Origin of the sequence: Polaribacter sp. (assembly GCF_036480315.1) — a bacterium.
Taxonomy (GTDB): Bacteria; Bacteroidota; Bacteroidia; order Flavobacteriales; family Flavobacteriaceae; genus Polaribacter.
Genome location: NZ_JAZGGG010000033.1, coordinates 1 through 23,010 on the forward strand (window position 1 = coordinate 1; position 23,010 = coordinate 23,010).

A 23,010-nucleotide genomic window follows, 5' to 3' on the forward strand; every position below is an offset into this window, starting at 1 on the left:
GTTGGCACAAATATGAAAAAACGAATTCTAACATCATTATTTTTAGCATTTTGTATTTTGGGATGTTCTCAAAATAACAAATCAATTTATCCGAATTTTATCGGACAAAATTTAGACGCAATTGAGAATAATTCAAATTGGAAAGTTTTACAAAAATCATCAGGAGACTTAAACAAAGACGGAATTAATGATTTCGCTCTAATCCTTGAATCAAAAGACAGTATTCTTGAAAAAAAATGTTCTGACTGTAAAGTGTTGAAAAACAAACCGAGAATTATAGTTGTTCTTCTAAATCAGAATAGTGGAGAAAAAGTAATTATACAAAACAATAAATTTATTGCACGTGGAGACGAAGGTGGAATGTTACCATATTTAGAACCTGAATTATCGATTAAAGATGGATTGTTGACAATTTATTATCAATATACTCGCTCTAATCAATCTTACACTTTTGGATACAAAAATGACAGAATGGAAATTAAAAGTGCTGAAAACAACGGAGTTCATTCTGCAAGCGGAAATTTTGAAAATGACAAATACGACTTTAAAAAAGGAATAATAACTTCCGAAAAAGGAAATATCTCTCAAGAAAAAGTAGAAACTGAAATTATAAAAATTGACATTAAACCAAAATCCCTTTCTGAATTTGGAGAAATGAGCGAATGGGAAATAGCGGAAAATAAATATTTATAAAAATACTTGTGCCAACAACGTATAAAAATAATGCGTAGTTTAGTGCTTAATCAAAGGCTAGTGCATTTTTGTTACATCTGATTTTCCTTCGAAAATCCTCGCACACAAAACCGCACTATTCTTATACAAACCGGTTGCTGTTGGGCAAATTCTGTTTGCTCCTAGTAGGTCATCTTCTGTTACATAAATAGTTGAAGATTGTGAGTTACCTTGTATTTCTTTAGTTAGCCAAGCTACATTTTCTGTGGTTAAAAAAATGTGTTCTTCATTTTGTTTAGGCGCAAAATAACTATCAAAAGGAGTTTCTCCTGTACAGATTCTATTTTTATTACCAATTACTTCATCTAAAACGTTATTTCCAGAATATGCTAACGCGCTTTTTGTTGGTATAAAACTGTGTGTTGGGTCTAATACATTTGTATTTAAATTATGCAATATAATTGTAAAGGGAAGAAGTTCTAAACCATCATCTGGTTCTTCAGATTGCTTGGCTAATAAACCTTGAGCATTAAAATAACTGCCTGACGCAATATCATAACTACCTTTTGAATTTGAGATTGATTTAAAACTAGTTCTAGTTGTGTACCAATCCCACCACAAAAAACCTCCTTTTATGCCTCCATCAAAAGTAAAATGTTCTTCATTACCGTTTTTTTCATTGTTACTATGATAAAAATCAGCCATTAACTCATCAAAAAATATATTTGTAACAAGAGTATGAACTGCCCCAATAACAGGGTTAGGATAGAATAATGGGCTTATATGAGTTAAATCATCATTTATATTCAAATATTTTCCTTTAGAAACATCATTTTAAGACTCCCATAATACTTCCATTTAGTAATGCTATTTTACGTAAGTTTTGTGGCATACCTAATGCATTTAACTCGTTTTGAAAACGGTTTCTAAAATTTGGTGCACCAACAGGTAAGTTTGTATCATTGGTATAATGGTTTACCAACATTTGTTTTGTTGCAGGTTTATTTAATTTTTTGTCTAAAAACTCTTTTGCAGATTCTACATCTTGTTCTTCCGCAAAATACTGTATCCCTTTTTGTACTCCAATAGGTATATTTGCTCCTTGATGTGGACTATCAAAACTAACCCATAATCTGGTTTCGTGATTCCATTTTGCATTGTTACCTGTTTCTGCCAACTTCTTCTCCATAAATGCCAAAGCATATCTAGAAATTAAACCTCCCATACTTGGGCCAATAACCACATTTTGCTCATTTCCTTGTTTGGTCTCATTTATATAACGTATTAAACTATTAAACTAATAAACGTAAATGCATTACGTTGTATATAATCGCTACCACCATCTATACCATTACTATCATTTACAGGATGGTTTACAATAATAACATCATAACCTTTTGTATTCAAAGAATCTATCAAACTAATATTATCATTATTATTATTATCATGGTCATAACTCATCAATTCTAAAATGCTTTTCTCTTTCTTATTATGACCAGGGTCGTTTGCCTCTATTTTTCTTGTGTCTTCGGGGTCAAATCCATCAATAATAATTATAGGTTTATCCAGTATATTGTTAGCATCATTATAATAAATGCGGTATTCATTTTTTCCTAAAATGGGTTGGTCTCCTGCTTCATATCCTGTAAAACCTAGATCACTATCTGCAAATATTGGTGTTATTGGAGATACCCCACTTCTTGCTTGGTAATTGGTAGGTACTTCTACATAAACTTTTGCGTGCGTAGTTTTTGTAGTATTGTCATTATAGGTAATAGTAAAGTGTAAATTTTTTGTACCAGAAGTAGTGTAACTAGTTGCAAAGTTACTTGTACTTATATTATAATTTTAGATAAGCGTAAAATTACTACCGTTTGTACTTAATTGTAATGTTTTAATTTGCTTACCAACCTTATATAATTGAAATAAATTGTCTGTCTTAAATACGATGCTATTACCAGTTACTTTTGATGCTAGTGGAGAAATAATTGTAGTTTGCTTTTTAAGAAATGGATTTTTGTTGGGTTTATTAGCAAATAAACCTGTATTAGGATTAAAATCTACAGTTGCATTTTGGGCAGTTGTTCCATAATTACCTTGATGAAATTCTGTATTAATAATACCAATGGATACTTCATTTTTTTGATAATTTTTATTTTGTATTTGTGTTTTTAATAGTTGGAGGGTTGCAAAGTTTTTAGTGTAAGATGCTCTGTACAATTCGCTCCAAGCTTGTTTAAAATGGGCATAAGAAGAGGTATCTATTCTGTTATCTTGATTAAAAACCTGTATACCTGCAACAGGCACAACTCTGTCTATTAAAATATTGGAAGTTATAGGTGTTTTGCTAATGTTTTGTAGTCTAAAATCTACTTCATCTGTAAAGTTTCCGTTGGTTAATTGTGCTTGTACTTTTAATGAAAGTATCATTAAAAGGATGCAGAAAGTAGTTTTTTTCATATTTTTGAAATGTTAAGTATTAATAAATTGATGTTTGTGATATTTAATGTTTTTTAGACGGTTATTTACTGTATTCAGATTAATATCAAATCTTCCCTCCGTAATTTCAATTATATCGTTTTGATCATCTTTGTTCTTTAATTTTACACTAAAAGTTCCTGAATAAATACCATTAGTAATATCTATACGAGAAAAAATTAAAGAACCTGAATTGTTAAAAGATCTATACTGACGATTACCTAAATCGATAAGAGAATATATATATGAGCATTCGATAAATTAGAGGTTTCGCTTCCATCACTTACACCAATAATATGATTTGTTTTATTATTTTTTAAAGTTGGTATATATATCTGGAGAATCTTTGTAGTTATTTGCCTTAATAAGCCACTTATCATCTCCATCATTATTAAAGAAATTATGACCTACTAAAACTTCCAATTCATTTCTATCTCCACCTGGAGTAAAAGTGGTAGAATTTTTAGGTACAAATATTCTACCATCTACAATCGCACCAAAAGTATTAGTACCAGTTTGTGTAATTGGTGGTAATTGCTCTTGTGGATCGTTGTTTTCGCAATTAAAAAAGGTTATTGCAAATAGTAATACTGTTGTTTTTAAAAATAAGTTTTTCATGATAAAAGGGTTTTTAAATTTGTGTTGTAAAAATATTTAATTTAATAGTTTTAACTGTCCAGAATTTCTTGGTTTCAGGAAATTCTGGACTCATTTTTTGCTTGTTTTTTAAAACGTCATTAAATTTTAATGACGTTTTTCTGAAGTTTACTTCTCTTTTTTTAAGATGTTATTTACTTATTGTAAAAGTTAAGATGGTTGACATAGCAATGTCTGTAGTTATTAAAGTAGTTGCTATAAAACCTCCAGTTTTTAATAAAGAAAACTTTCCCTGTTTTATTTTAATGATTTTTAAAAAAGGTATTTCAATTCTATCATTTAAATAATCAATAATAAGCCTGTCACTTTTAAATTCTATAACTTCTCCTTTAATTTTTCTAGAATCTTTTAATTCAATTTTTACTTTTTTAGGGGTTATAGTTTCATATTCTTTTATATCAAAAACTTTATAAGAATAACAACCTTGAAATAATATTAGAATTGATAAAATGTAGATTGTGTTTTTCATTTTTTAAATTTTTATTCTCCATTCGTTTCCATTTAAATCATCAAAACCTATAATTCCGTATTTTTCATCATAATAAATTATATGAACATCTTTATTATAATTATTACCAATAATAATTTGGTTGTTATCTGATTTTAAGATGATAACATTGTTGTAAATCTTACCCTTAATATTTAAGTTTGTTTTAATTCGAAGATCTATAATATCTATATATGAATCCTCTCCATTCCAGTAAGGAAAGTATTTTAAATAACCATTTAATTTTGAAGGAAACTCTTTGTAATAATCATCCTTTGCTTGGTCTGTATCTATTGGCCATCTGCTAAAACGGATATCAAAACAAAGGTGAATAGAATCTAAAGATTCAATTTCTATTTCTTTTTCATCATAATAGAAATAACTTGCTGCACCGCCGCCAAAGAAACCCATACCAACCGAATATCTTCTTTTTGCTTTTTTTGAATTTAAAATTAAAAATTTTCTCTTCTCATTCAATTGATTTACAAATACTAATGAGTCATTAATTTTGTAATCCAAAAGCTTATTTAAATCTGAGTCTTTAAAGTTGTAATATGCTATAGAGTTATTGTCGTCTCCAAAGAGATCTCCAAAATTATTACAACTAGACATAAAAATAATTATTGCTGTTAAGTAGATTGCTTTTTTCATAATTAAAACCTTTTACCAATTGTTATTCCTGCTCTTGGATATAATTGACGAACTTTATCAGTATTAATAAAACTCCTTGCTACACCAGTGTAAATTTCACCAATCCAGCCGCTTTTTGTCAGAAATTTTCCACCAATAGATAATCCAAGCCCAAAACCTAAACCACCTTCACTTTGGTTGTTAAAGAAACTGCCATCAATATATTTTTGCGAGAAAAGAGGTGTATTCGCTTCAATAAAAAAACCTGCTGCTGGTTTTTTACCAAAGAAAAATCGATAATAAGGAACAATGCTAAAGTTGTAATTAGTTGTTTGGTCTTTTGTAGTATTCTCAATTGAGAAACCAACGGATAATCCAATTGAAGTTTCATCATTTAATAATCTTTCATAAGAGAATTCTGGGTATTTGTCTATTGTAGAAGCAATATTTAGTTTAAATTCATTTTGTTTTAAACTTACTTTTTCTTCCTCTTGAGAGTTCATTAAAAAAGCACTCATTAACAGTAGTAGTAAAATACATTTTTTCATAATTAGGATGTTTTTTAATTTTCAACCAAATTAGAAATCAAGAATAAAACAAGAGTCCAGAATTTCCCGCAATAAGAAATTCTGGACACATTTGCAAAATTCTGGACACATTTCTAAACTCCAAGTTTAGATATTATAGTAAGTTCTGTGTTGCTTTAATGAAGTATTTTGATACTGTGTTGGTGTTAAACCTGTATGCTTCTTAAAAGTTGCATAAAAACTAGATTTAGAATTAAAACCAGATTCTAAACCAATAGAAGTTATTGTGTAATTTTTATATTCTTTGTGAATTAATAGTTCTTTAGAGAGTTCAATTCTAAATTCATTTATAAAATCGTTAAAATTTTTTCCTGAAAACAATTTAATAAGATTAGATAATTTGTTGGTACTAATATCCACTTCGTTTGCCAAAAGCTCTGCATTTAATTTTGGTTTTATAAAGAGCTTTTTCTCTTGAATTATCGATTTAATATTTTTAAAAAGTATTTTTTTATCGGCATCTTTTTCTTCTTCAGTATACTCTTTAACTTCAGCGATTTCTACAAAATTTAACTGCTCTCTTAAAGATTTTCGTTCTTTTAATAAACGCAATTGTAGAATTGCTTGGTAACCTAACCAATAAATTATTATAGTTGTTAGAATTCTTAATGGAAAATATGAATATATAATTTCTTTAAAATCTAATGCAATTGTAATTGCCAAAGCTGTTATCCAAAAAGCATAAGTAAAAAAACCGAATTTAAAGAAGGTGTAAATCCATTTTAAATTATCAAAAGATAATATTTTCCTGAATAATTTTTCTTTTTTTGATAGAATATGAAATGAATAACTAAAAATTAATATGGAAATTACCAAACTAAAAATCTCTTCGATTGAATTATACTTAGTGAATAAATGAGTTACATCTGTATTGTTATCAAAAGAATAAACAAAACTTATTCTAATTAGTATCATTAAAATAAACACTGGAAGTGCAATTTGTAGAATGTTTTTACTTTTTTCTTTAATGTCTAAATAATAAATTAAGAAAGTATAAAAGAAAGGTGTTATTAAAAAATGCCATGGAAAATGAACGTAATCTGTAAATAAATTAGAAGTAAAGAAGTCTTTAGAAAAAATCCAAGATTGAAAGTTATTCAAAGACATTACTAGTACTAATAAATTAATAAAAAAGATACTTTTATCCTTCTTTCCTTTTGAAAAAAGAATCACAAAGCAAAATAAGAAACCATGTAAGGAACTTATTAATAAGAAAAGGTTGAAGATTTCTTTAGCGTTCAATTTTTAGCTTTTAGGCTAATATACATTTTTTTTACAATTTTAATTTAAAGAAAAAGGTTCTTGTTTTTTTAAAGTTACTGTTTCAAAAAGAAAAGATTAAGTTTGGATTCCTGCCTTCGCAGGAATGACAATTAAATTATTGATTGATAAACGAAACAATATTTACAGCAACTAAAGCCGCAGTTTCTGTTCTTAATCTACTTTTACCTAAAGAAATTGGAGTAAATTTATTGGCTAATGCTTTTTTAATTTCTTCAACAGAAAAATCGCCTTCTGGACCAATTAAAAGGGTCGTTTTTTCAGAAGGATTTGCAACTTGCTGTAGTAAATTTTTCTCTTGCTCTTCGCAATGTGCAATACATATTGTACCTTCAAAATCTTGATTGATAAAATCATTAAATTTTACAGGAGCATTTAGTTTAGGAAGCGTAAACTTTAAAGACTGCTTCATTGCAGACAAAATAATTTTCTCAAAACGTTCTAACTTAACAACTCTACGTTCAGAGTTAGAGCAAATGATTGGCGTAATTTCATCGATACCAATTTCTGTTGCTTTTTCTAAAAACCATTCTATTCTGTCGTTGTTTTTTGTAGGTGCAATGGCAACGTGTAAATAATAATTCCAAGGTTTTTGTTTTTCTTGGCAATTAATAATTTTTGCGATGCATTTCTTGTCACTTGCAAAACTAATTTCAGCATCAAAAAGAAAACCTTTACCGTTAGTAATTTTTAAAATGTCATTTTCTTTCTTACGTAAAACACGCACAATATGTTTGCTCTCAATTTTGTCGAAAGTAATTTCTGTGGTTTCTGTAGAAATTTCTGAATTGTAAAATAGTTGCATTTTCTTAAATTAGTTTCAAAGTTTCAAAGTTTCAAAGTTTCAATTTTTTCTCGCAAAGTAGCAAAGACTCAAAGTTTTTCATTTTTGCTAACTGCTAAAGACTCTTTCTATACGTTCTTCTTTTTTTATGGGTTTCTGGATTAAAATTTTCCCACAATTTTTTAATTGCTTCATTGTCTTCTAATTCTGGAGTTCTAATACAGTTTTCAATACCTAATGGAGCAAAAGTTTTAGTGTATTGATCAAAAATAATAGCATGTACACCTTTATTTTGATAATCTGGATGTACGCCAATCAAGTAGAAAGTAACATCTTTAGAATGTTTTCTAGCTTTTAATAAATGAAACAATCCAAAAGGAAATAATTTTCCTTTTGACTTTTGTAAAGCTTCCGAAAAAGATGGCATTACAATTGCAAAAGCAACTACTTTGTTATGTTCATCAACCACAAATTTAATATACTCTGGGTTTATAAACGATATGTATTTTTTCTTAAAAAATGCAATTTGTGCATCAGAAATTGGAACGAAAGTAGAGAGTTTAGAATAGGCTGCGCTAAAAACTTCAAACATTTCATCTACGTAAGGCATAATGTCTTTTGTCTTTGTGAAATCTAATGCTTTTAACTTAAATCGTCTTTTTAAAATGTTGCTAATTCTATCAAAATAGACTCCATCAACATTTTTAAATTTGAATTTATTTTCTAAATATTCTTTCTCTTTTATAAAACCTAATTCTTCTAAATGCACTTTATAATACGGATGATTGTACCAAGTAATCATAGTACCAATATGATCGAAACCTTCAACTAAAACACCCGTTTTATCCAAATTATTGAAACCAACAGGACCTTCTATATATTCTAGGTTATTTTTTAGACCAATTTCTTTAATCTTATTTAATAAAATTTTAGAGACCTCAATATCATCAATAACATCAAACCAACCAAAACGCATTTTCTTAATTTGTTGTTTTTCAACTTCAAACCAATTGATAATTGCTGCAACTCTACCTACAATTTTTCCATTCCTAATTGCTACAAAAAATTGCGCATCTGCATTTTCAAAAACAGGGTTTTTCTTTGGATCGAAATTATCAACTTCATCCTTAATTATTGGTGGAACCCAATATTTGTTGTTTTTATATAATGAAAAAGGAAATGTAACAAATTGTTTCATTCCTTTTTTGGAAGTTATTTCTTGGAGCGTTATCATAAAACAAAAATAAGGATTCTAATTGTTATCCTTTTTTTTCTTTGAAGATTTTTCTTCTTTTTTTAGTTCTTCGTCAAGTTCTTTAATTTCTCGTTCTAATTTTTCTATTTCAGTTTCTTTCTTTTTTTCTTTTGCCTTTTTCTTTCTAAACAAACCCAAAAAGCCACCTTTTTTCTTTTTAGTTTTCGATTTTCTACTTCTTTTCGGTCTCGTTTTAGTTCCTTTATCTTTTTTCTTAAAGATGCTAAACAACCTATTAAAAAAGCTGCCTTGTTTTTTATTGTATCTAGTTATTGGTGTGTTTTTTAGTTCTTTACCACTCTCATTTAAATCTATATAAGAATCTTCATGTTTATTAATTCTGTAAGAAACACCTAAACCTGCATAGAAACCTTGTGCTTTTCCTTCAAAAAGCATTCTACCAGAAGTATTTATTTGTAAGTCTTTGCTAAACAAATATGCCAATCCTAAACCTAAATTACTATTGTTTTGGTATTTTTGAAAAACACCTTGGTTTTCAAAAAAAGCAGACCATCTGTCTCCAAAGTTCTGTGTCGCAGTAATTATAAACGAAAATTCTGAAAAATCTGTCCCAATTTTATCGTAATAGAAATTAGTAATTACGTTTAAATCGTTGGTTAAATTATTTTGAAGTAAAACACCAACTTTAGGTGAAATGTTACCTGTTTTATGAATATCATTTACAAAATCAGTATTCATTCCAACATAAACAGCTACAGAAGGAATGAATCTTTTTTTATCAAAAGCATTTCTTCTTTTCCAGCTTCTAACTTCTTTAGTTTTATCTGTATATTCTTGCTGAAAAATTAAATATTTAGCGCCAATTGTTAATTGACTTAAACCAGATGTAAAATAGTGTGAGGTAAATATGTTTTTAAAGGCAACTTTATCCCTTTGGTAAGTTAGTTGTGCATTAAATTCTAACTTTTCAAGAAAAAAACTTGTTCTAAAAGAAATATCTGCACCAAAAGATTGTGGTATCGTAAAAGTAGGTTCTATGCTGGTATTTCTATAGAAAAAATTACTTTCAAATTGATAAACCCCTGAACCAACACTATAAGGACTTTCAGAAAAACCAGGTTTATTAGAATTTATAACCTCTGTGTATTGACTATAAATAGAAGAAAAACCAAAGATAAATAAGAATGTAAAAAATTTTAATTGTTGGTTTTTCATTTATGATACTACTTTTTTATTTTTAATTCAACTTATAACACAAACATAGTGTAAAAATGCTATTTTTTTAAAAGCATTTCATACTTTTTTAAGTTTGTAAAAGTTTTGTAGTTTGTTAACGTTACAATTGTCTTCAAATTGTTATTTTTGATTGATTTTTTTAAAGATAGATTATAAATGGGTTTATTAAAAACGATATTTTTTTTATTATTATTTTATTACGGATTTAAGTTTCTTGCAAGATTGTTTGCTCCTTTTTTAATTAAAAAAGCAGCAGAAACTATGCAGAAAAAAGCAGAACAACAGTTTGGTGGAAGGCAAAATAAGCAACAGGCACCTAATGTTAAAGAAGGGGAAACTATTATTGATAAAACTCCAAAAAAGGATCAACAAGGCAAGAACTCTGTTGGCGAATATGTAGATTTTGAAGAAGTAGATTAATTATGAAGTTGAAAAAATATTTGCCTTATCTAGTTGCTGTTCTAATTTTTGCATTAGCTTCTATTATATATTTTCATCCTGTATTAAATGGAGAAAAATTAAATCAGTCAGACATCACTCAATTTAAAGGAATGGTGAAAGATATTAATGACTTTAGAGCAGATAATAATACAGAACCGTATTGGACTGGTGCTTCTTTTAGCGGAATGCCGTCGTATCAAATAAGTGCTTATTATCCGAATGACTTTGTAAGAACTATAGATAGAACACTGCGGTTTTTACCAAGACCAGCGGATTATACATTCTTATACTTTTTAAGTTTTTTCGTGTTAATGATGGCTTTAAAGGTGGATTGGAGATTGGCTATTTTAGGCTCATTAGCCTTTGGTTTTTCAACCTATTTAATCATAATTTTTGGAGCAGGACACAATGCAAAAGCGCATGCAATTGCATATATGCCTCTAGTTTTGGCTGGTGTTTTATGGGTTTTTCAAAAAAGATATGTACTAGGTTTTATTGTTACAGGTTTTGCCATGGCTTTAGAATTATATACAAATCACCCACAAATGACTTATTATTTAGGTTTCTGTTTGTTGATTTTAGGAATTGTAGAATTTGTAAATGCATTTAAAGAAAAAAGTTTGCCAATTTTTATAAAGCAATCTTCTATAATAATCGTAGCTGTCTTATTGGGTATTGGTGCAAATGCGCCACGTTTAATGGCAATGAAAGAATACGCAGACGCAAGTACAAGAGGTCAGTCTGAATTAACAATAAACCCAAATGGAAGTAAAAAAGAAGCTACAAAAGGGTTAGATAAAAGTTACATAACACAATATAGTTATGCAAAATTAGAAACTTTTAATTTGTTCATTCCACGTTTTATGGGCGGAGGAACTGTAGAGAAATTAGATAAAAATTCTAATTTCTATCAATTAATTGAAGACAGAGCAGGAAAAAAAGTTGCAGATGATTATTCTAGTCAAGTGTTAACGTATTGGGGAGATCAACCGATTGTAGAAGCACCAGCTTATATTGGCGCCGTAATTTTCTTTCTCTTTTTCTTGGGAATGTTTTTGGTAAAAGGAAGATTAAAACTATGGTTAGTTGCAGCAACTGTTTTTTCAATTTTAATGAGTTGGGGAAGAAATTTTGATGTTTTAACTAACTTTTTTATTGATTATGTTCCGCTATATAACAAATTTAGAGCCGTTTCATCTATACAAGTAATTGCTGAATTGTGTGTGCCTTTATTAAGTGTTTTGGCTTTAAAAGAATTCTTTTCTTCAAAAATAACTATTGAAGAAAAACAAAATGCTTTAAAAAAAGCGGTGTATGTTTTTGGTGGATTAATAATAGCTGGTTTTTTATTAGCACACGGGTTTTCAACTTTTGAAGGTTTAAGAGATCAACAACAATACAAGCAATTACCAGGATTAATAGATGCTGTAATCGCTGATAGAAAAGGAATGTTATTAACAGACTCTTTACGCTCTATAGTTTTGCTAACACTTTCTGCAGGTTTGTTGTGGTTTTTATTAAAGGAAAAAGTGAAACAAGTTCCAGTAATTTTAGGATTGACTGTTTTAATACTTTTTGACTTAATTTCTGTGGATAAAAAGTATGTAAATGAAGATGATTTTAAAGCTGCAAGAAAAATTGAAAATCCATTTGTTAAATCTGAAGCAGATAAACTAATCTTACAAGATAAAAATCATTTTAGAGTTGGTAACTTTACTGTAGACCTTATGAATGATGGAAGTACTTCTTATTTTCATAATTCAATTGGTGGGTATCATGCAGCAAAAATGATGCGTTATAATGAGCTTTTTGAGTATCAAATAGCAAAGAATAACATGCAAGTTTTAAACATGTTAAATACTAAATACTTTATTGTACCAGATGATAAAGGAAATCTGCAAGCACAACAAAATAAAGATGCAAATGGTAATGCTTGGTTTGTAGATAAAGTAAAAGAAGTAGCAACCGTTAATCAAGAAATGCAAGCTTTAGATTCTTTAAACACTAAAAAAGAAGTTGTTATAAATTATAAGGAGTTATATGAAGTTTTTAATTCTGATTATTCAGTAAATTATGAAAAAGATTCAACAGCAACTATAGAATTATTAAACTACGATGTTACTTCGTTAACATATCAATCAAAAACAGTTAAAGAACAATTTGCAGTATTTTCTGAAATCTACTACAAAAACGGTTGGAATGCATATGTTGATGGAAAGTTAACACCACATTATAGAGTAAATTACGTCTTACGCGGAATGGTTATTCCTGCAGGAAAACACACTATAGAATTTAAATTTGAACCAAAAGTAATTCAGCAAGGAAAAATAATTTCTTTAACTTCTTACGGATTACTAATTTTTATTACTCTTGGATGGTGTTTCTATGAAGAGAAAAAGAAGAAAAAAAACAACTAAAAATGTATACAATTATTCCTACTAAAAGATACCAGCATACATTAGCTTTTCTTCAAAAAGTGTTACCAAGTCCTGCAACCATTTTAGATTTAGGTATTAGAAATCCGTTTACTGAAATTATGGAACAAAATGGGTATACAGTTATAAATACAGAAGGCGAAGATTTAGATTTGCTGCCAGAAATTGTAAAAAAATACAAAGTTGATGCCGTTACAGCATTTGAAATTTTTGAGCATTTATTAGCTCCGTTGAATGTTTTAAGAGAAATTGAAACCACTAAATTGATAGCAACAATTCCTTTAGATTTATGGTTTGCAAAAGCGTATAGGAGTAAAACAGATAAATGGGATAGACATTATCACGAGTTTGAAGATTGGCAATTTGATTGGCTGTTAGAGAAGTCTGGTTGGAATATCCAAGAAAAAGAAAAATGGACAAGCCCAATTAAAAAAATAGGCTTTAGACCAATTTTAAGAAATTTTACTCCAAGATATTACGCAGTTTATGCAACAAGATAAACCAATTAAACAAAATATTTTAATGATATTGGATGGGTTTTATCCTGCCGATATTCGAGTAAGAAAAGAAGCCGAATCTTTAGCAGAAAAACATACTGTATTTATTTTGTGTTGTAGAAAAAATAAAGAAATTGAAGAAGAAACAATTAATAAGGTTTCCGTTTTAAGGAGGATACAATACAAGAGTTTTACTGAAAAAGGATTGATAGACATAAGAATTGCTATTAATTTTATACATCCAAAATTTCATAAAATTCTTCCTAAAATAATAGAAAGGAACAACATTTCTGTTATTCATGTACATGATTTACCATTAGCAAAAACTGGGTATTTAGCTGCAAAAAGATATAACTTAAAAGCTGTTTTAGATTTACATGAAAACTATGCTGCGGCTTTGTTAACTTGGTTTTCTTGGCGTAAAAACCTCATTGTTCGATTGAAAAATAAAATATTTTTCAATTATAATAGATGGCAAAATTATGAAAATAAAATCATAAAAAAATATGATAAAATCATTGCGGTTGTAGATGAGATGAAAGAAAGAATTATTTTTGATAATGAGATTGATGATAAAAAAATAATAGTTGTAACAAATACCGAAAAGAAAGAATTTGCAGCTAATTTTAGTCTTGAACAGGATGGGGTTTTCAAAGAATACAAAGATAAATTTATAATTTCTTACGTTGGTGGTTTTGGTCCTCACAGAGGTTTACAAACTGCAATTGAAGCAATGGTTCTCATTTCAAAAGAAATTTCAAATGCACTTTTAGCATTAATTGGTCCAGCAAATAAAGATGTAAAAGACTATTTAGAAAACTTAATTGACAAATTTAATGTTAGAGAAAATGTTGTTGTTTATGGAAGTCAACCTTTTGAAAACGTAGTTAGAATTATGCAAAGTTCTTCTGTAAATATTATTCCACATATTTCTAATTTACATACAGAAAGTACTATTCCTCATAAATTGTTTCAAATATTACTGGCTAATAAACCACTGTTAGTTTCAGATTGTGCGCCTTTAAAACGAGTTGTAGAAACAAATGATATTGGGTTTGTTTTTAAAGCTGGAGATGCAAATAGTTTTGCTGAAGAAGTTTTTAGAATACATTCTAATTATTCTGTTGCAGTAACTAAAGCTGATAACGGTTACAAATTAGCTTATAATGAAAACTTAAATTGGGAGTTTACAGCAAAAAAACTCTTACATTTATATGATAACTTATCATCTTGAAAATTTTAATAATTACATATTATTGGCCGCCTGCTGGTGGATCTGGCGTACAACGTTGGTTGAAGTTTGTAAAATATTTACAAAATTTTGATATTGAACCTATTGTTTTTACTGTTGATAACGCAAATTATCCGAAGGAAGACAAAACGTTGTTAAAAGAAATTCCTGAAAACATTACTGTTTTAAAACAACCAATTTGGGAACCTACAGATTTACTTTTCTGGAAAAAGAAAAATCAAAGAAATAAAGGAGTATCTAATGTTACCAATAGTGGTTTGTTGTCTTTTATCCGAGGAAATCTTTTTATTCCTGACCCTAAGATATTTTGGGTAAAACCTTCTGTAAAATTTCTTCAAAAATATATTTCAGAAAATAATATTGAAGTTATTATTTCTTCTGGACCACCACACAGCATGCATTTAATTGCTGAAAAACTAAAACAAAAGAATAACATAAAATGGATTGCAGATTTTAGAGATCCTTGGAGTAACTTATACTATAATGAAGACTTTAAACTACAAGACTTTGCGAAGAATAAAAACAAAAAACTAGAAACTACTGTCTTAAAAAATGCAGATTGTGTTTTAACAGTCAGTAATTCTCTAAAAGAGGAGTTTTCTAAAATATCTAAAAATGTAAAAGTAATTACAAACGGTTTTGATGATGAAGTTCTAAAATTATCATTTATAGATTTAAATACTAAATTTACAATTTCTTATATTGGTTTGTTGCCAAAACAGAGTAATCCTAAAATTTTATTTAAAGTTTTAGATAAATTGTGTGATGAGAATTCAGTATTTAAAAATGATTTACAATTGAATTTTATTGGTGATATTTCTAATGAAGTAAAACAAGAGATTAAATCAAATAATCTTACGGAAAACACTAATTTTGTAGGATATGTTTCTCATGAAAAGGCAATTGAATATCAGCAAAAAGCACAAGTTTTATTGTTGTTAATTCCTGATGTGAAAAATAATAAAGGCATTTTAACAGGGAAATTGTTTGAGTATCTAACATCAAAACGCCCTATTTTAGCAATTGGACCAGAAGATGGAGATTTATCAGAAATTTTAGAAAACACAAATGCGGGTGTAGTTGTTGAATTTGATAATGAAGAAAAAACATTGTTAGAAATATTAAAATTATACAATCAATATAAAAAGGGAAACCTTAAAGTAAGTTCTAAAAATATTGAACAATATCATAGAAAAGAATTAACGAAACAATTAGCGTTAATCATAAAAAATTTATAACTAAATGGGAATTGTTTTAAAACAATCTTTTAGAAATACAATTATTATTTATTCCGCATTTTTAGTTGGCGGTATAAATACAATTGTTTTTTATCCAAGAATATTAGAATCAGAATTTTATGGAATGGTTACATTTCTGTTATCGGCTTCTAATTTAGTGATGCCTTTAACCGCTTTTGGGATTCAATATACAATTGTTAAGTTTTTTTCTTCCTATGAAACAAAAGAAGAAAAAGATAAATTTTTATCATCTGTAATATTTTTGCCACTCCTTATTGCCATACCATTAGGTTTTATGTGGAATTATGCGCATGATTGGATTATGAGTAAGGTAACAGTAGAGAATCAAATCATTGAAGATTATACTTTTTCAATTTATTTAATTGCAATTGCATGTGCGTATTTTGAACTTTTTTATTCTTGGACAAAGGTTCAATTTCAAACAGTTTTTGGAAATATTTTAAAAGAATTATGGAATAGAGTCGTAGTTTTTTTACTTTTAATAGCAGTTTCTTTAGATTTTATAACGAAATCAGATTTTATCTTATACTTAACAATAGCTTATATAATTAGAGCTTTTGTAATGATGTTTTATGCATTTTACATGTATTTACCAAAATTTCATTTTAAACTGCCAGAAAATTATAAAGAAATTCTGCAATACTCTTTGTACATTATTTTAGCAGGTTCTGCAGGTGCAATTTTGTTAGATATAGATAAAATTATGATTCCTGGAAAAGATACTATAGAGAAAGCAGCTTATTATTCCGTTGCAGTTTTTATTGGCTCATTTATTGAAGCTCCTAGTAGAGCAATGACACAGATTTTACAACCACTTACATCAAAATCTTTAAACGAATTTAACACTAAAGAAGTAGAAAATCTATATAAGAAAAGTTCTATAAATCTACTTTTAGTTGGAGGTTTGTTTTTCTTACTTGTAAATTGTGGAGTTAGTGAATTGTTTAAATTGATGCCAGAAAAAGGATATGCTGGTGGTGAGTGGGTTGTTTTAATGATTTCTTTTGCTAAATTATATACTATGTTTTTAGGAAGTAATGGAGCCATTATTAATAACTCTACATTTTATAAAGTTACTTTACCGATTGCACTAGGGATGTCTGTCTTTGTGTATTTATTAAATAAATTATTTTATTTTAATTTAGAATTCGGTACTGATGGATTAGCTTTAGCAACCTTATTAACAATTTTAATTTTTAATACATTTAAATTGTGGTTTGTGTACAAGAAATTTTCAATCACTCCATTTACCCCAAAATCTTTTAAAATGGGAATGATAATACTTTTTATGTTTGTAGCTTTTTATTTTTGGGATTTTAATCTACCAGAATTAGAGATAATGGAGTTTTCAATAACACCTATTATTAATATTCTATTAAAAAGTATTATTATAACATTGGTATATGTTTTTGTAGTATTAAAGCTGAAGGTTTCTAACGAAATTGATTCTCTCTTAAAAAGGTTTTACAAATAACAATCAATATAATCTGCAACCATATGCAGTAATAGAGCTATTGAAAGAACTCTAGTTTTCTTAATAAACAAACCTAAAAAATAGAAACTAATTGCTATATATGAATGAAGTGGGTGAAAGTTAATACTACACCTAGTTTTATCGAAGATTGGATTTGCCAAAAGGTGATCTAAATCCACCAACATTGAGCAAATAAAAATGAAATAGACGAGTTTCCATTTTTCTCTAAAAAACAAGATTGCTAAAACTAACGGAACAAGAAAGTGCAATCCATAATGTGTGAAAAACTTAACGCTCATAAAAAAAATAAAAGGCTTATTTAAAAAATAAATAAGCCTTTGTGTAAATTGTTATTATAACAATAAATTGGGGGAAATATTGACTGCAAATTTACCTCTTTATTGCCTACTTTATCTAAACATATGTTAATTTATTTTTTTATCTTGAATATAGTTTTTTTCGAATTCTACTTAATTGAACTGGTGTAATATTTAAATAAGATGCTATATGATATTGCGGAATTAAGTTTTCTATATCTGGTATTTTTTTTTTAATTTTCAAATATCTTTCTGTAGCATTTAAAGTAGTTAAATCAGTTACTCTATCCAGTAGTTTTCCATAAGAAACTTCCATTATTTCAATATAAAATAAAGAAATGTCTTGCCGTTCTTTTACAGCATCTAAAAATGCATTATAATTTGTTTTTAAAAAAAAACAATCAGTTAAACAATGATATTTTATATTTACAATTTGTTGATTTACAAATGTTGGTAATGAAACTATTGGCTCTGGTGGGGTAAATAATGTTCTTATATAGTTTTTTCCTTTTTTGTCAGTTAAAAAGGAACATGAAATCCCTTTGTTTAGGAAAAAAAAATTACTTTCATTCTGATTATTCCCAGCAATATTATCTCCTTTAGAATATTTTTGTACTTTAAAAATATTTTCAAGTTTTTCAATAGAAGGTACAGATAACTGATTAAATTGAGAGAAAAACTGTTTTGTACTCAACATATTGATTTGAAATATTTCTTTAAATTTAGTGAAAATTTATTTATAAATAACTTATTGCATTTGGTCCTTCCATAAAAAGTAAGTCTAGAATGGATAAATTAGGTATAAAACCATGCTCAATATCAAACATTTGAATATATTTTTCAACTAATTCTTTTGGTTGATTTTTTACATCTGGTAAGTGTCTAAAGTCATTACACTCTGTACTTACATTATATTCAGTGGTTTTTTTAAAATCTGAATTTATTTGTAATGCATCTGTAATAAAAAGAAAAGTATCAATATTTACATCTTGAAGATATTTGTATTTTTTCTCAAAGATACGAGCAATGTCATGCTCGAAAAATTCATAAAAAGGAGAGGTTCTGTAAGCTGTTTTTAAGGATTTAAAATGATGATCTTGCCAATGAGAATTATTATCTACTAGTGAATCTTTTGTTTTTTTTCTACTTTCCTTAAGCAGATGTTTAACAGGTATATTTAATAACTGTTTTCCATTTGAATTATAAATATAACATCTATTTCTATAACTTTGTTTTTGAAAATTGTCTTCCATTTCAAAAATAACTTCGTCAGATTTTACAATCTCTGAATATTGAGAAATAGGAGAGAAGTAAGTGGGAATAAATAATGACATTTAGCTTATTTTTTTTCAACTTTTTTCTTCTTTCCTTTGTAAAAACTATAACCAAAATAAAGAGCAATTATTACTAAAACAATATATCTGTAAGAAACTGGCTCTCCATCTCCATGCACCGTTGTAAACATTCTGTCCCAACGAATTGATTTTATTTTTTCGCCAAAACTAGCAGCATTAGCATCCCAACTAAACCAAACCATAACAGGTTTTCCTAAAACATGGTCAAAAGGTACATATCCCCAATAACGGGCGTCTAAAGAGTTGTGTCTGTTGTCTCCCATTAACCAATAATAATCTTGCTTAAAAGTATAAGAATCTGTCTTTTCTCCATTGATAAATATGTTATCTCCAACAACTTGCAAATCATTATTTTCATAATTCTTGATTATTTGCTTGTAATATGGCAAAGATTCAGCATCAATTTTAACGGTAATTCCTGCTTTTGGAATATAAATAGGACCAAAATTATCTTGACTCCATTGGTTACTATCTATATGAGGAAAAATAGTATTGTCTGCTCCGTGATTTACTTTTTTAACAGAAACCGTAAGCGGGCTTTTCTTTAATCTAGTAACCTCTTCTTCTGTTAAGTTTATATTTATTTTATTAGCAACCTTAGTCATATTCAAACGATTTGCTAAACTTTGTGACACACCACCTGCAAGTTCTGTATATAAAGAGTCTGAACCTATTTTAGATAAGTTGGCACTTTCTTTAAATGCTTTTTGAACCCTTTCATCATTCCAAAATTCGTTTGATATTTTATAAACTCCTGTTCTTTCATTTTTCAATAAAAATTTAGGGTATGTATTCTGATTGATATCAGATTTAGCTTCATACGTATAATAAAACTGTAATTTTGCTCTGTACGGTAATTCATTCTTTTTACCGTTTATATATACATAACCATTTTTTAATTCTAAAGAATCACCAGCAATAGCAACACAACGTTTTACATAATTTGTTTTTTTATCTACAGGTTTGTATGTGAATTTCCCTGAAGTATCACCCCACATAGTTGCCAAAGAATCTGTTGGCCAATTGAAACAAACAATATCGTTATTTTTTATTTTCTGAAGACCAGGAAGTCTTGTGTATGGTAATTGCGGTTTCTTTAAATAAGATGCTGTTCCTGTAAATGGTAAAGAATCGTGCACCATTGGTGCAGCAATTACTGTTGAAGGAACTCTTGCTCCATAATGAAATTTACTTACAAATAAATAATCTCCAACTAATAAAGATTTTTCTAAAGATGAAGTTGGTATGGTAAATGGCTGCATAAAGTACGTGTGTACTAAAGTAGCTGCAATAATTGCAAATGTAATTGAGCTTACCCATTCGCCTAATTCAGATTGAGGTTTTAACTTTCTATCACTATTATATTTTGCATCGGTTGCGTAGTTGATGTAAAAAATATAAAAACCTAAAGTTACAAGCACCAAAAATGAATCTACTTTTTTTCTAAATCCAAAACTTCTAATTGTTTCAATCCAAATTACAGGAAACATTAAAAGGTTTACAATAGGTATGAATAATAAAATTGCCCACCATTTAGGACGTTTTATAATACCCATTAATACGTTTGCGTTATAGATAGGAATTGCAGCTTCCCAAGCTTTTCTACCTGCTTTTACGTATAATTTCCAAGTTCCTAAAAAGTGAATTAATTGAATTACAAGAAAAAAGATAAACCATTCAGTAAATGTCATAATTTTATAATTTTATGTTTAGTTGATACTTTCTAAACTTATGTTTTAATTAGTGATTTTTATCGGTATTTGTTACAGTTTTTAACGGATGTTTAACACATTCTTCATGTTAAAAACTCCTGTTTTACCAAGAATCCATTCAGCAGCAACAACGGCACCTAATGCAAATCCTTTTCTACTATGTGCTGTATGTTTAATTTCTATAGAATCTACTTCAGAATCATACCAAACAGTATGTGTACCAGGAACATCAGGAATTCTTTTTGCTACAATTGGTATATTTTCTTCGGATGAGTTTTCATTTAAAGTCCAATTTTCTTTAGAAGTATTATTAATAATTCCTTCTGCTAAAGTAATTGCTGTACCGCTTGGTGCATCTAATTTTTTTATGTGATGTATTTCTTCCATAGAAATATTATAATCATCTAAAGTATGCATCATTTTAGCGAGTTGATTATTCAGCTCAAAAAAGATGTTTACGCCCAAACTGTAATTTGAAGCATAAATAAATGCTCCTTTTTTCTCTTCGCAAAGCGCAACTGCATCTTTATATTTATCTAACCAACCAGTAGTTCCAGAAATAACAGGAACATTGTTATTAATACAGTTAGAAATATTATTAAAAGCAGAATTAGGAACGCTAAAATCGATAGCCACATCTGCTAATGTAATGTCAATAGTATCATTAACATCTTTTTTAATTACAATTTCATGACCTCTAGAAATTGCAATTTTTTCAATTTCCTGTCCCATTCTTCCGTAACCAAGTAGTGCAATTTTCATTTTAAAAAGTATAATTTATTGTTAATCCAACAGATGGTGTTTCTATTCTTATTGGATTCATTATTAAAGCAGGTTTAAACGATAAGTTATCATCTGTATTAAACTGAAGTAAATGTGCGTTAACGCTAGCTTCTACAATTTGTAAAACATATAAAATTACTCCAGATAAAAGAGACATGTCTCTATTGCTTTTTAATTGTTTTTGTGCACTTTCTAATGTTTCTAAAGAAACTATTTCTACGCCATCAACAGTAAACTCATCAACGAAACCATTCTTTCTTAATTTATAAGCGGTTCTGTAACGCTTATAACTACTATTATTTATTTGATAGTAATAAGTTGGTACAGCTAATGCAGCCCAAACGATTGGAGCTTTCCAATATTTTTTATTGTAAACTTGGCCCATTCCCGGGAAAACTGCGGAATAAAAAGCAGCTTTAGATGGTGCTAAAGCATCATAAATACCGCCTTTTTCAATTTTAATTTTTCCTTTTATTTTTATACCTTTTACGTTTACAGAGTCTTTTTGTGCAAATAGATTTGTTGCAATAAATGCAAGTAATAAAACGAATATGTATTTTTTTAAAAACACTTATTTTAACAAGTTTTTTATGCGGTTAAAGTCTTCTTCAGAATGAAAAGGAATCGATATTTTCCCTTTTCCGTTGCTACTGACAGAAACATCTATTTTGTGACCAAAGTATTCGCTAATGTCTTTTACACTGTTTTTAATGTAACTTGGTACTGCTTTCTTTTTAGGTTTAGCAATTACACCAGATTTTAAACTTTTTACTAAATCTTCTGTTTGTCTTACAGATAGTTTTTCACGTAAAATTTTCTCGTAAATAGCCAATTGATCTTCTGTGTTTTCAACATTAATCATAGCACGTCCATGTCCCATAGAAATAAAACCATCTCTCATACCTGTTTGTAAAATTGGGTCTAACTTTAACAAACGTAAATAGTTTGTTACCGTAGATCTTTTTTTACCAACTCTTGTACTTAACTCCTCTTGTGTTAATTGAATTTCGTCAATTAAACGTTGGTATGAAAGTGCAACTTCAATAGGATCTAAATTTTTACGTTGTATGTTTTCAACCAAAGCCATTTCTAGCATTTCTTGATCGTTGGCAAGTCTTATGTATGCAGGAACTGTTGTGTTTCCTATTAATTTTGATGCTCTAAAACGACGCTCACCAGAAACCAATTGAAACTTATCTCCTTCTAGTTTTCTTACTGTAATAGGTTGAATTACACCTAATTCTCTAATAGAACTTGCTAATTCTCTTAATGCTTCCTCATCAAAATAAGTTCTTGGTTGATATGGGTTTACATCAATCAAGTTTAAATCTAATTCTATAATACTACCAACAACTTTGTCTGCGTTTTTATCTGTTGCAGAATTAATATTGGGTGTGTCTTTTAACAAAGCAGATAATCCTCTTCCCAAAGCTTGTTTCTTGGTTGCTTTTGCCATT

General features: G+C 28.3%; 26 protein-coding genes. 7 read left to right on the forward strand and 19 right to left on the reverse strand.

What is annotated here, in order from left to right:
• A partial coding sequence (locus V3V28_RS06030) for a hypothetical protein (protein WP_331364123.1) occupies positions 1-693 on the forward strand: 693 nt, incomplete at its 5' end.
• A gap of 57 nt (positions 694-750) precedes the next feature.
• Here V3V28_RS06030 and V3V28_RS06035 read toward each other — a convergent pair.
• From V3V28_RS06035 to V3V28_RS06090, 12 genes are all read right to left on the reverse strand, one after another.
• A complete protein-coding gene (locus V3V28_RS06035) occupies positions 751-1,482 on the reverse strand; it encodes a hypothetical protein (RefSeq protein WP_331364124.1) in 732 nt (243 codons plus the stop codon).
• Positions 1,483-1,501: 19 nt separating this feature from the next.
• Positions 1,502-1,957, reverse strand: a complete 456-nt coding sequence (locus V3V28_RS06040) for an alpha/beta hydrolase (protein WP_331364266.1) — start codon at positions 1,955-1,957, stop codon at positions 1,502-1,504.
• Entirely contained in the window at positions 1,957-2,133 is a 177-nt protein-coding gene (locus V3V28_RS06045; protein WP_331364125.1) for a hypothetical protein, read from the reverse strand. Before V3V28_RS06045 ends, V3V28_RS06040 begins: the two co-directional genes overlap by 1 nt.
• 387 nt (positions 2,134-2,520) lie before the next feature.
• Positions 2,521-3,132 carry a hypothetical protein gene (locus V3V28_RS06050; protein ID WP_331364126.1) on the reverse strand — a complete coding sequence of 204 codons (612 nt, stop codon included), beginning with the start codon at positions 3,130-3,132 and terminating at the stop codon, positions 2,521-2,523.
• 327 nt (positions 3,133-3,459) lie between these two features.
• Entirely contained in the window at positions 3,460-3,768 is a 309-nt protein-coding gene (locus V3V28_RS06055; protein WP_331364127.1) for a hypothetical protein, read from the reverse strand.
• 169 nt (positions 3,769-3,937) lie between these two features.
• Positions 3,938-4,276 carry a hypothetical protein gene (locus V3V28_RS06060; protein WP_331364128.1) on the reverse strand — a complete coding sequence of 113 codons (339 nt, stop codon included), beginning with the start codon at positions 4,274-4,276 and terminating at the stop codon, positions 3,938-3,940.
• A 3-nt stretch (positions 4,277-4,279) separates the two neighbouring features.
• A complete protein-coding gene (locus tag V3V28_RS06065; RefSeq protein ID WP_331364129.1) occupies positions 4,280-4,945 on the reverse strand; it encodes a hypothetical protein in 666 nt (221 codons plus the stop codon).
• A gap of 2 nt (positions 4,946-4,947) precedes the next feature.
• Positions 4,948-5,472, reverse strand: coding sequence for a DUF3575 domain-containing protein (locus V3V28_RS06070; protein WP_331364130.1), 525 nt, complete (start codon positions 5,470-5,472; stop codon positions 4,948-4,950).
• Between the two features lie 126 nt (positions 5,473-5,598).
• On the reverse strand, positions 5,599-6,618 hold the full coding sequence (locus V3V28_RS06075; protein WP_331364131.1) for an AraC family transcriptional regulator: 1,020 nt from the start codon (positions 6,616-6,618) through the stop codon (positions 5,599-5,601).
• Positions 6,619-6,889: 271 nt separating this feature from the next.
• Positions 6,890-7,597: a 16S rRNA (uracil(1498)-N(3))-methyltransferase gene (locus tag V3V28_RS06080; RefSeq protein ID WP_331364132.1), complete on the reverse strand. Its 708-nt coding sequence runs from the start codon at positions 7,595-7,597 to the stop codon at positions 6,890-6,892.
• Between the two features lie 94 nt (positions 7,598-7,691).
• Entirely contained in the window at positions 7,692-8,810 is a 1,119-nt protein-coding gene (locus V3V28_RS06085) for a GTP cyclohydrolase (RefSeq protein ID WP_331364133.1), read from the reverse strand.
• Positions 8,811-8,828: 18 nt separating this feature from the next.
• Complete coding sequence (locus tag V3V28_RS06090) at positions 8,829-10,007, reverse strand: transporter (protein ID WP_331364134.1); 1,179 nt, start codon at positions 10,005-10,007, stop codon at positions 8,829-8,831.
• A 177-nt stretch (positions 10,008-10,184) separates the two neighbouring features.
• Here V3V28_RS06090 and V3V28_RS06095 point away from each other — a divergent pair, with 177 nt between their 5' ends.
• Genes V3V28_RS06095 through V3V28_RS06120 form a run of 6 tightly spaced genes read left to right on the forward strand, consistent with a single transcriptional unit; the run spans position 10,185 to position 17,386 of the window.
• Positions 10,185-10,448: a DUF4834 family protein gene (locus V3V28_RS06095; RefSeq protein ID WP_331364135.1), complete on the forward strand. Its 264-nt coding sequence runs from the start codon at positions 10,185-10,187 to the stop codon at positions 10,446-10,448.
• Positions 10,449-10,450: 2 nt separating this feature from the next.
• The gene (locus V3V28_RS06100) at positions 10,451-12,886 is read left to right on the forward strand and encodes a YfhO family protein (RefSeq protein WP_331364136.1); all 2,436 of its coding nucleotides are present in this window, start codon (positions 10,451-10,453) and stop codon (positions 12,884-12,886) included.
• Between the two features lie 2 nt (positions 12,887-12,888).
• Positions 12,889-13,404 carry a methyltransferase gene (locus V3V28_RS06105; RefSeq protein WP_331364137.1) on the forward strand — a complete coding sequence of 172 codons (516 nt, stop codon included), beginning with the start codon at positions 12,889-12,891 and terminating at the stop codon, positions 13,402-13,404.
• Positions 13,391-14,635, forward strand: a complete 1,245-nt coding sequence (locus V3V28_RS06110) for a glycosyltransferase (RefSeq protein WP_331364138.1) — start codon at positions 13,391-13,393, stop codon at positions 14,633-14,635. Before V3V28_RS06105 ends, V3V28_RS06110 begins: the two co-directional genes overlap by 14 nt.
• Positions 14,632-15,891, forward strand: a complete 1,260-nt coding sequence (locus V3V28_RS06115) for a glycosyltransferase family 4 protein (RefSeq protein WP_331364139.1) — start codon at positions 14,632-14,634, stop codon at positions 15,889-15,891. The genes V3V28_RS06110 and V3V28_RS06115 overlap by 4 nt, the downstream gene beginning before the upstream one ends.
• A 4-nt stretch (positions 15,892-15,895) precedes the next feature.
• Entirely contained in the window at positions 15,896-17,386 is a 1,491-nt protein-coding gene (locus tag V3V28_RS06120) for a lipopolysaccharide biosynthesis protein (protein ID WP_331364140.1), read from the forward strand.
• Here the strand turns inward: V3V28_RS06120 and V3V28_RS06125 are convergent.
• From V3V28_RS06125 to V3V28_RS06155, 7 genes are all read right to left on the reverse strand, one after another.
• Complete coding sequence (locus tag V3V28_RS06125) at positions 17,377-17,685, reverse strand: DUF6122 family protein (RefSeq protein ID WP_331364141.1); 309 nt, start codon at positions 17,683-17,685, stop codon at positions 17,377-17,379. The two genes, V3V28_RS06120 and V3V28_RS06125, sit on opposite strands and share 10 nt — an antisense overlap.
• A gap of 139 nt (positions 17,686-17,824) precedes the next feature.
• On the reverse strand, positions 17,825-18,397 hold the full coding sequence (locus V3V28_RS06130) for a Crp/Fnr family transcriptional regulator (protein ID WP_331364142.1): 573 nt from the start codon (positions 18,395-18,397) through the stop codon (positions 17,825-17,827).
• A 43-nt stretch (positions 18,398-18,440) separates the two neighbouring features.
• Complete coding sequence (locus tag V3V28_RS06135) at positions 18,441-19,037, reverse strand: WbqC family protein (protein ID WP_331364143.1); 597 nt, start codon at positions 19,035-19,037, stop codon at positions 18,441-18,443.
• Between the two features lie 5 nt (positions 19,038-19,042).
• Positions 19,043-20,749 (reverse strand): signal peptidase I, encoded by a 1,707-nt coding sequence (gene lepB / locus V3V28_RS06140; protein ID WP_331364144.1) that lies wholly within the window; start codon positions 20,747-20,749, stop codon positions 19,043-19,045.
• Positions 20,750-20,830: 81 nt separating this feature from the next.
• Entirely contained in the window at positions 20,831-21,532 is a 702-nt protein-coding gene (dapB, locus tag V3V28_RS06145; protein ID WP_331364145.1) for a 4-hydroxy-tetrahydrodipicolinate reductase, read from the reverse strand.
• 1 nt (position 21,533) lies between these two features.
• Positions 21,534-22,124, reverse strand: a complete 591-nt coding sequence (locus V3V28_RS06150) for a DUF5683 domain-containing protein (RefSeq protein ID WP_331364146.1) — start codon at positions 22,122-22,124, stop codon at positions 21,534-21,536.
• Positions 22,125-23,009: a ParB/RepB/Spo0J family partition protein gene (locus V3V28_RS06155; protein WP_331364147.1), complete on the reverse strand. Its 885-nt coding sequence runs from the start codon at positions 23,007-23,009 to the stop codon at positions 22,125-22,127.
• Between the last annotated feature and the right edge of the window lies 1 nt (position 23,010).

Bases quoted from the DNA above. Each gene is read 5' to 3' on its own strand.
- V3V28_RS06045 (WP_331364125.1), bottom strand. From the start codon at position 2,133: ATGAGTTATGACCATGATAATAATAATAATGATAATATTAGTTTGATA.
- V3V28_RS06050 (WP_331364126.1), bottom strand. From the start codon at position 3,132: ATGAAAAAAACTACTTTCTGCATCCTTTTAATGATACTTTCATTAAAA.
- V3V28_RS06055 (WP_331364127.1), bottom strand. From the start codon at position 3,768: ATGAAAAACTTATTTTTAAAAACAACAGTATTACTATTTGCAATAACC.
- V3V28_RS06060 (WP_331364128.1), bottom strand. From the start codon at position 4,276: ATGAAAAACACAATCTACATTTTATCAATTCTAATATTATTTCAAGGT.
- V3V28_RS06065 (WP_331364129.1), bottom strand. From the start codon at position 4,945: ATGAAAAAAGCAATCTACTTAACAGCAATAATTATTTTTATGTCTAGT.
- V3V28_RS06070 (WP_331364130.1), bottom strand. From the start codon at position 5,472: ATGAAAAAATGTATTTTACTACTACTGTTAATGAGTGCTTTTTTAATG.
- V3V28_RS06075 (WP_331364131.1), bottom strand. From the start codon at position 6,618: ATGTCTTTGAATAACTTTCAATCTTGGATTTTTTCTAAAGACTTCTTT.
- V3V28_RS06080 (WP_331364132.1), bottom strand. From the start codon at position 7,597: ATGCAACTATTTTACAATTCAGAAATTTCTACAGAAACCACAGAAATT.
- V3V28_RS06085 (WP_331364133.1), bottom strand. From the start codon at position 8,810: ATGATAACGCTCCAAGAAATAACTTCCAAAAAAGGAATGAAACAATTT.
- V3V28_RS06090 (WP_331364134.1), bottom strand. From the start codon at position 10,007: ATGAAAAACCAACAATTAAAATTTTTTACATTCTTATTTATCTTTGGT.
- V3V28_RS06095 (WP_331364135.1), top strand. From the start codon at position 10,185: ATGGGTTTATTAAAAACGATATTTTTTTTATTATTATTTTATTACGGA.
- V3V28_RS06100 (WP_331364136.1), top strand. From the start codon at position 10,451: ATGAAGTTGAAAAAATATTTGCCTTATCTAGTTGCTGTTCTAATTTTT.
- V3V28_RS06105 (WP_331364137.1), top strand. From the start codon at position 12,889: ATGTATACAATTATTCCTACTAAAAGATACCAGCATACATTAGCTTTT.
- V3V28_RS06110 (WP_331364138.1), top strand. From the start codon at position 13,391: ATGCAACAAGATAAACCAATTAAACAAAATATTTTAATGATATTGGAT.
- V3V28_RS06120 (WP_331364140.1), top strand. From the start codon at position 15,896: ATGGGAATTGTTTTAAAACAATCTTTTAGAAATACAATTATTATTTAT.
- V3V28_RS06125 (WP_331364141.1), bottom strand. From the start codon at position 17,685: ATGAGCGTTAAGTTTTTCACACATTATGGATTGCACTTTCTTGTTCCG.
- V3V28_RS06135 (WP_331364143.1), bottom strand. From the start codon at position 19,037: ATGTCATTATTTATTCCCACTTACTTCTCTCCTATTTCTCAATATTCA.
- lepB (WP_331364144.1), bottom strand. From the start codon at position 20,749: ATGACATTTACTGAATGGTTTATCTTTTTTCTTGTAATTCAATTAATT.
- dapB (WP_331364145.1), bottom strand. From the start codon at position 21,532: ATGAAAATTGCACTACTTGGTTACGGAAGAATGGGACAGGAAATTGAA.
- V3V28_RS06155 (WP_331364147.1), bottom strand. From the start codon at position 23,009: ATGGCAAAAGCAACCAAGAAACAAGCTTTGGGAAGAGGATTATCTGCT.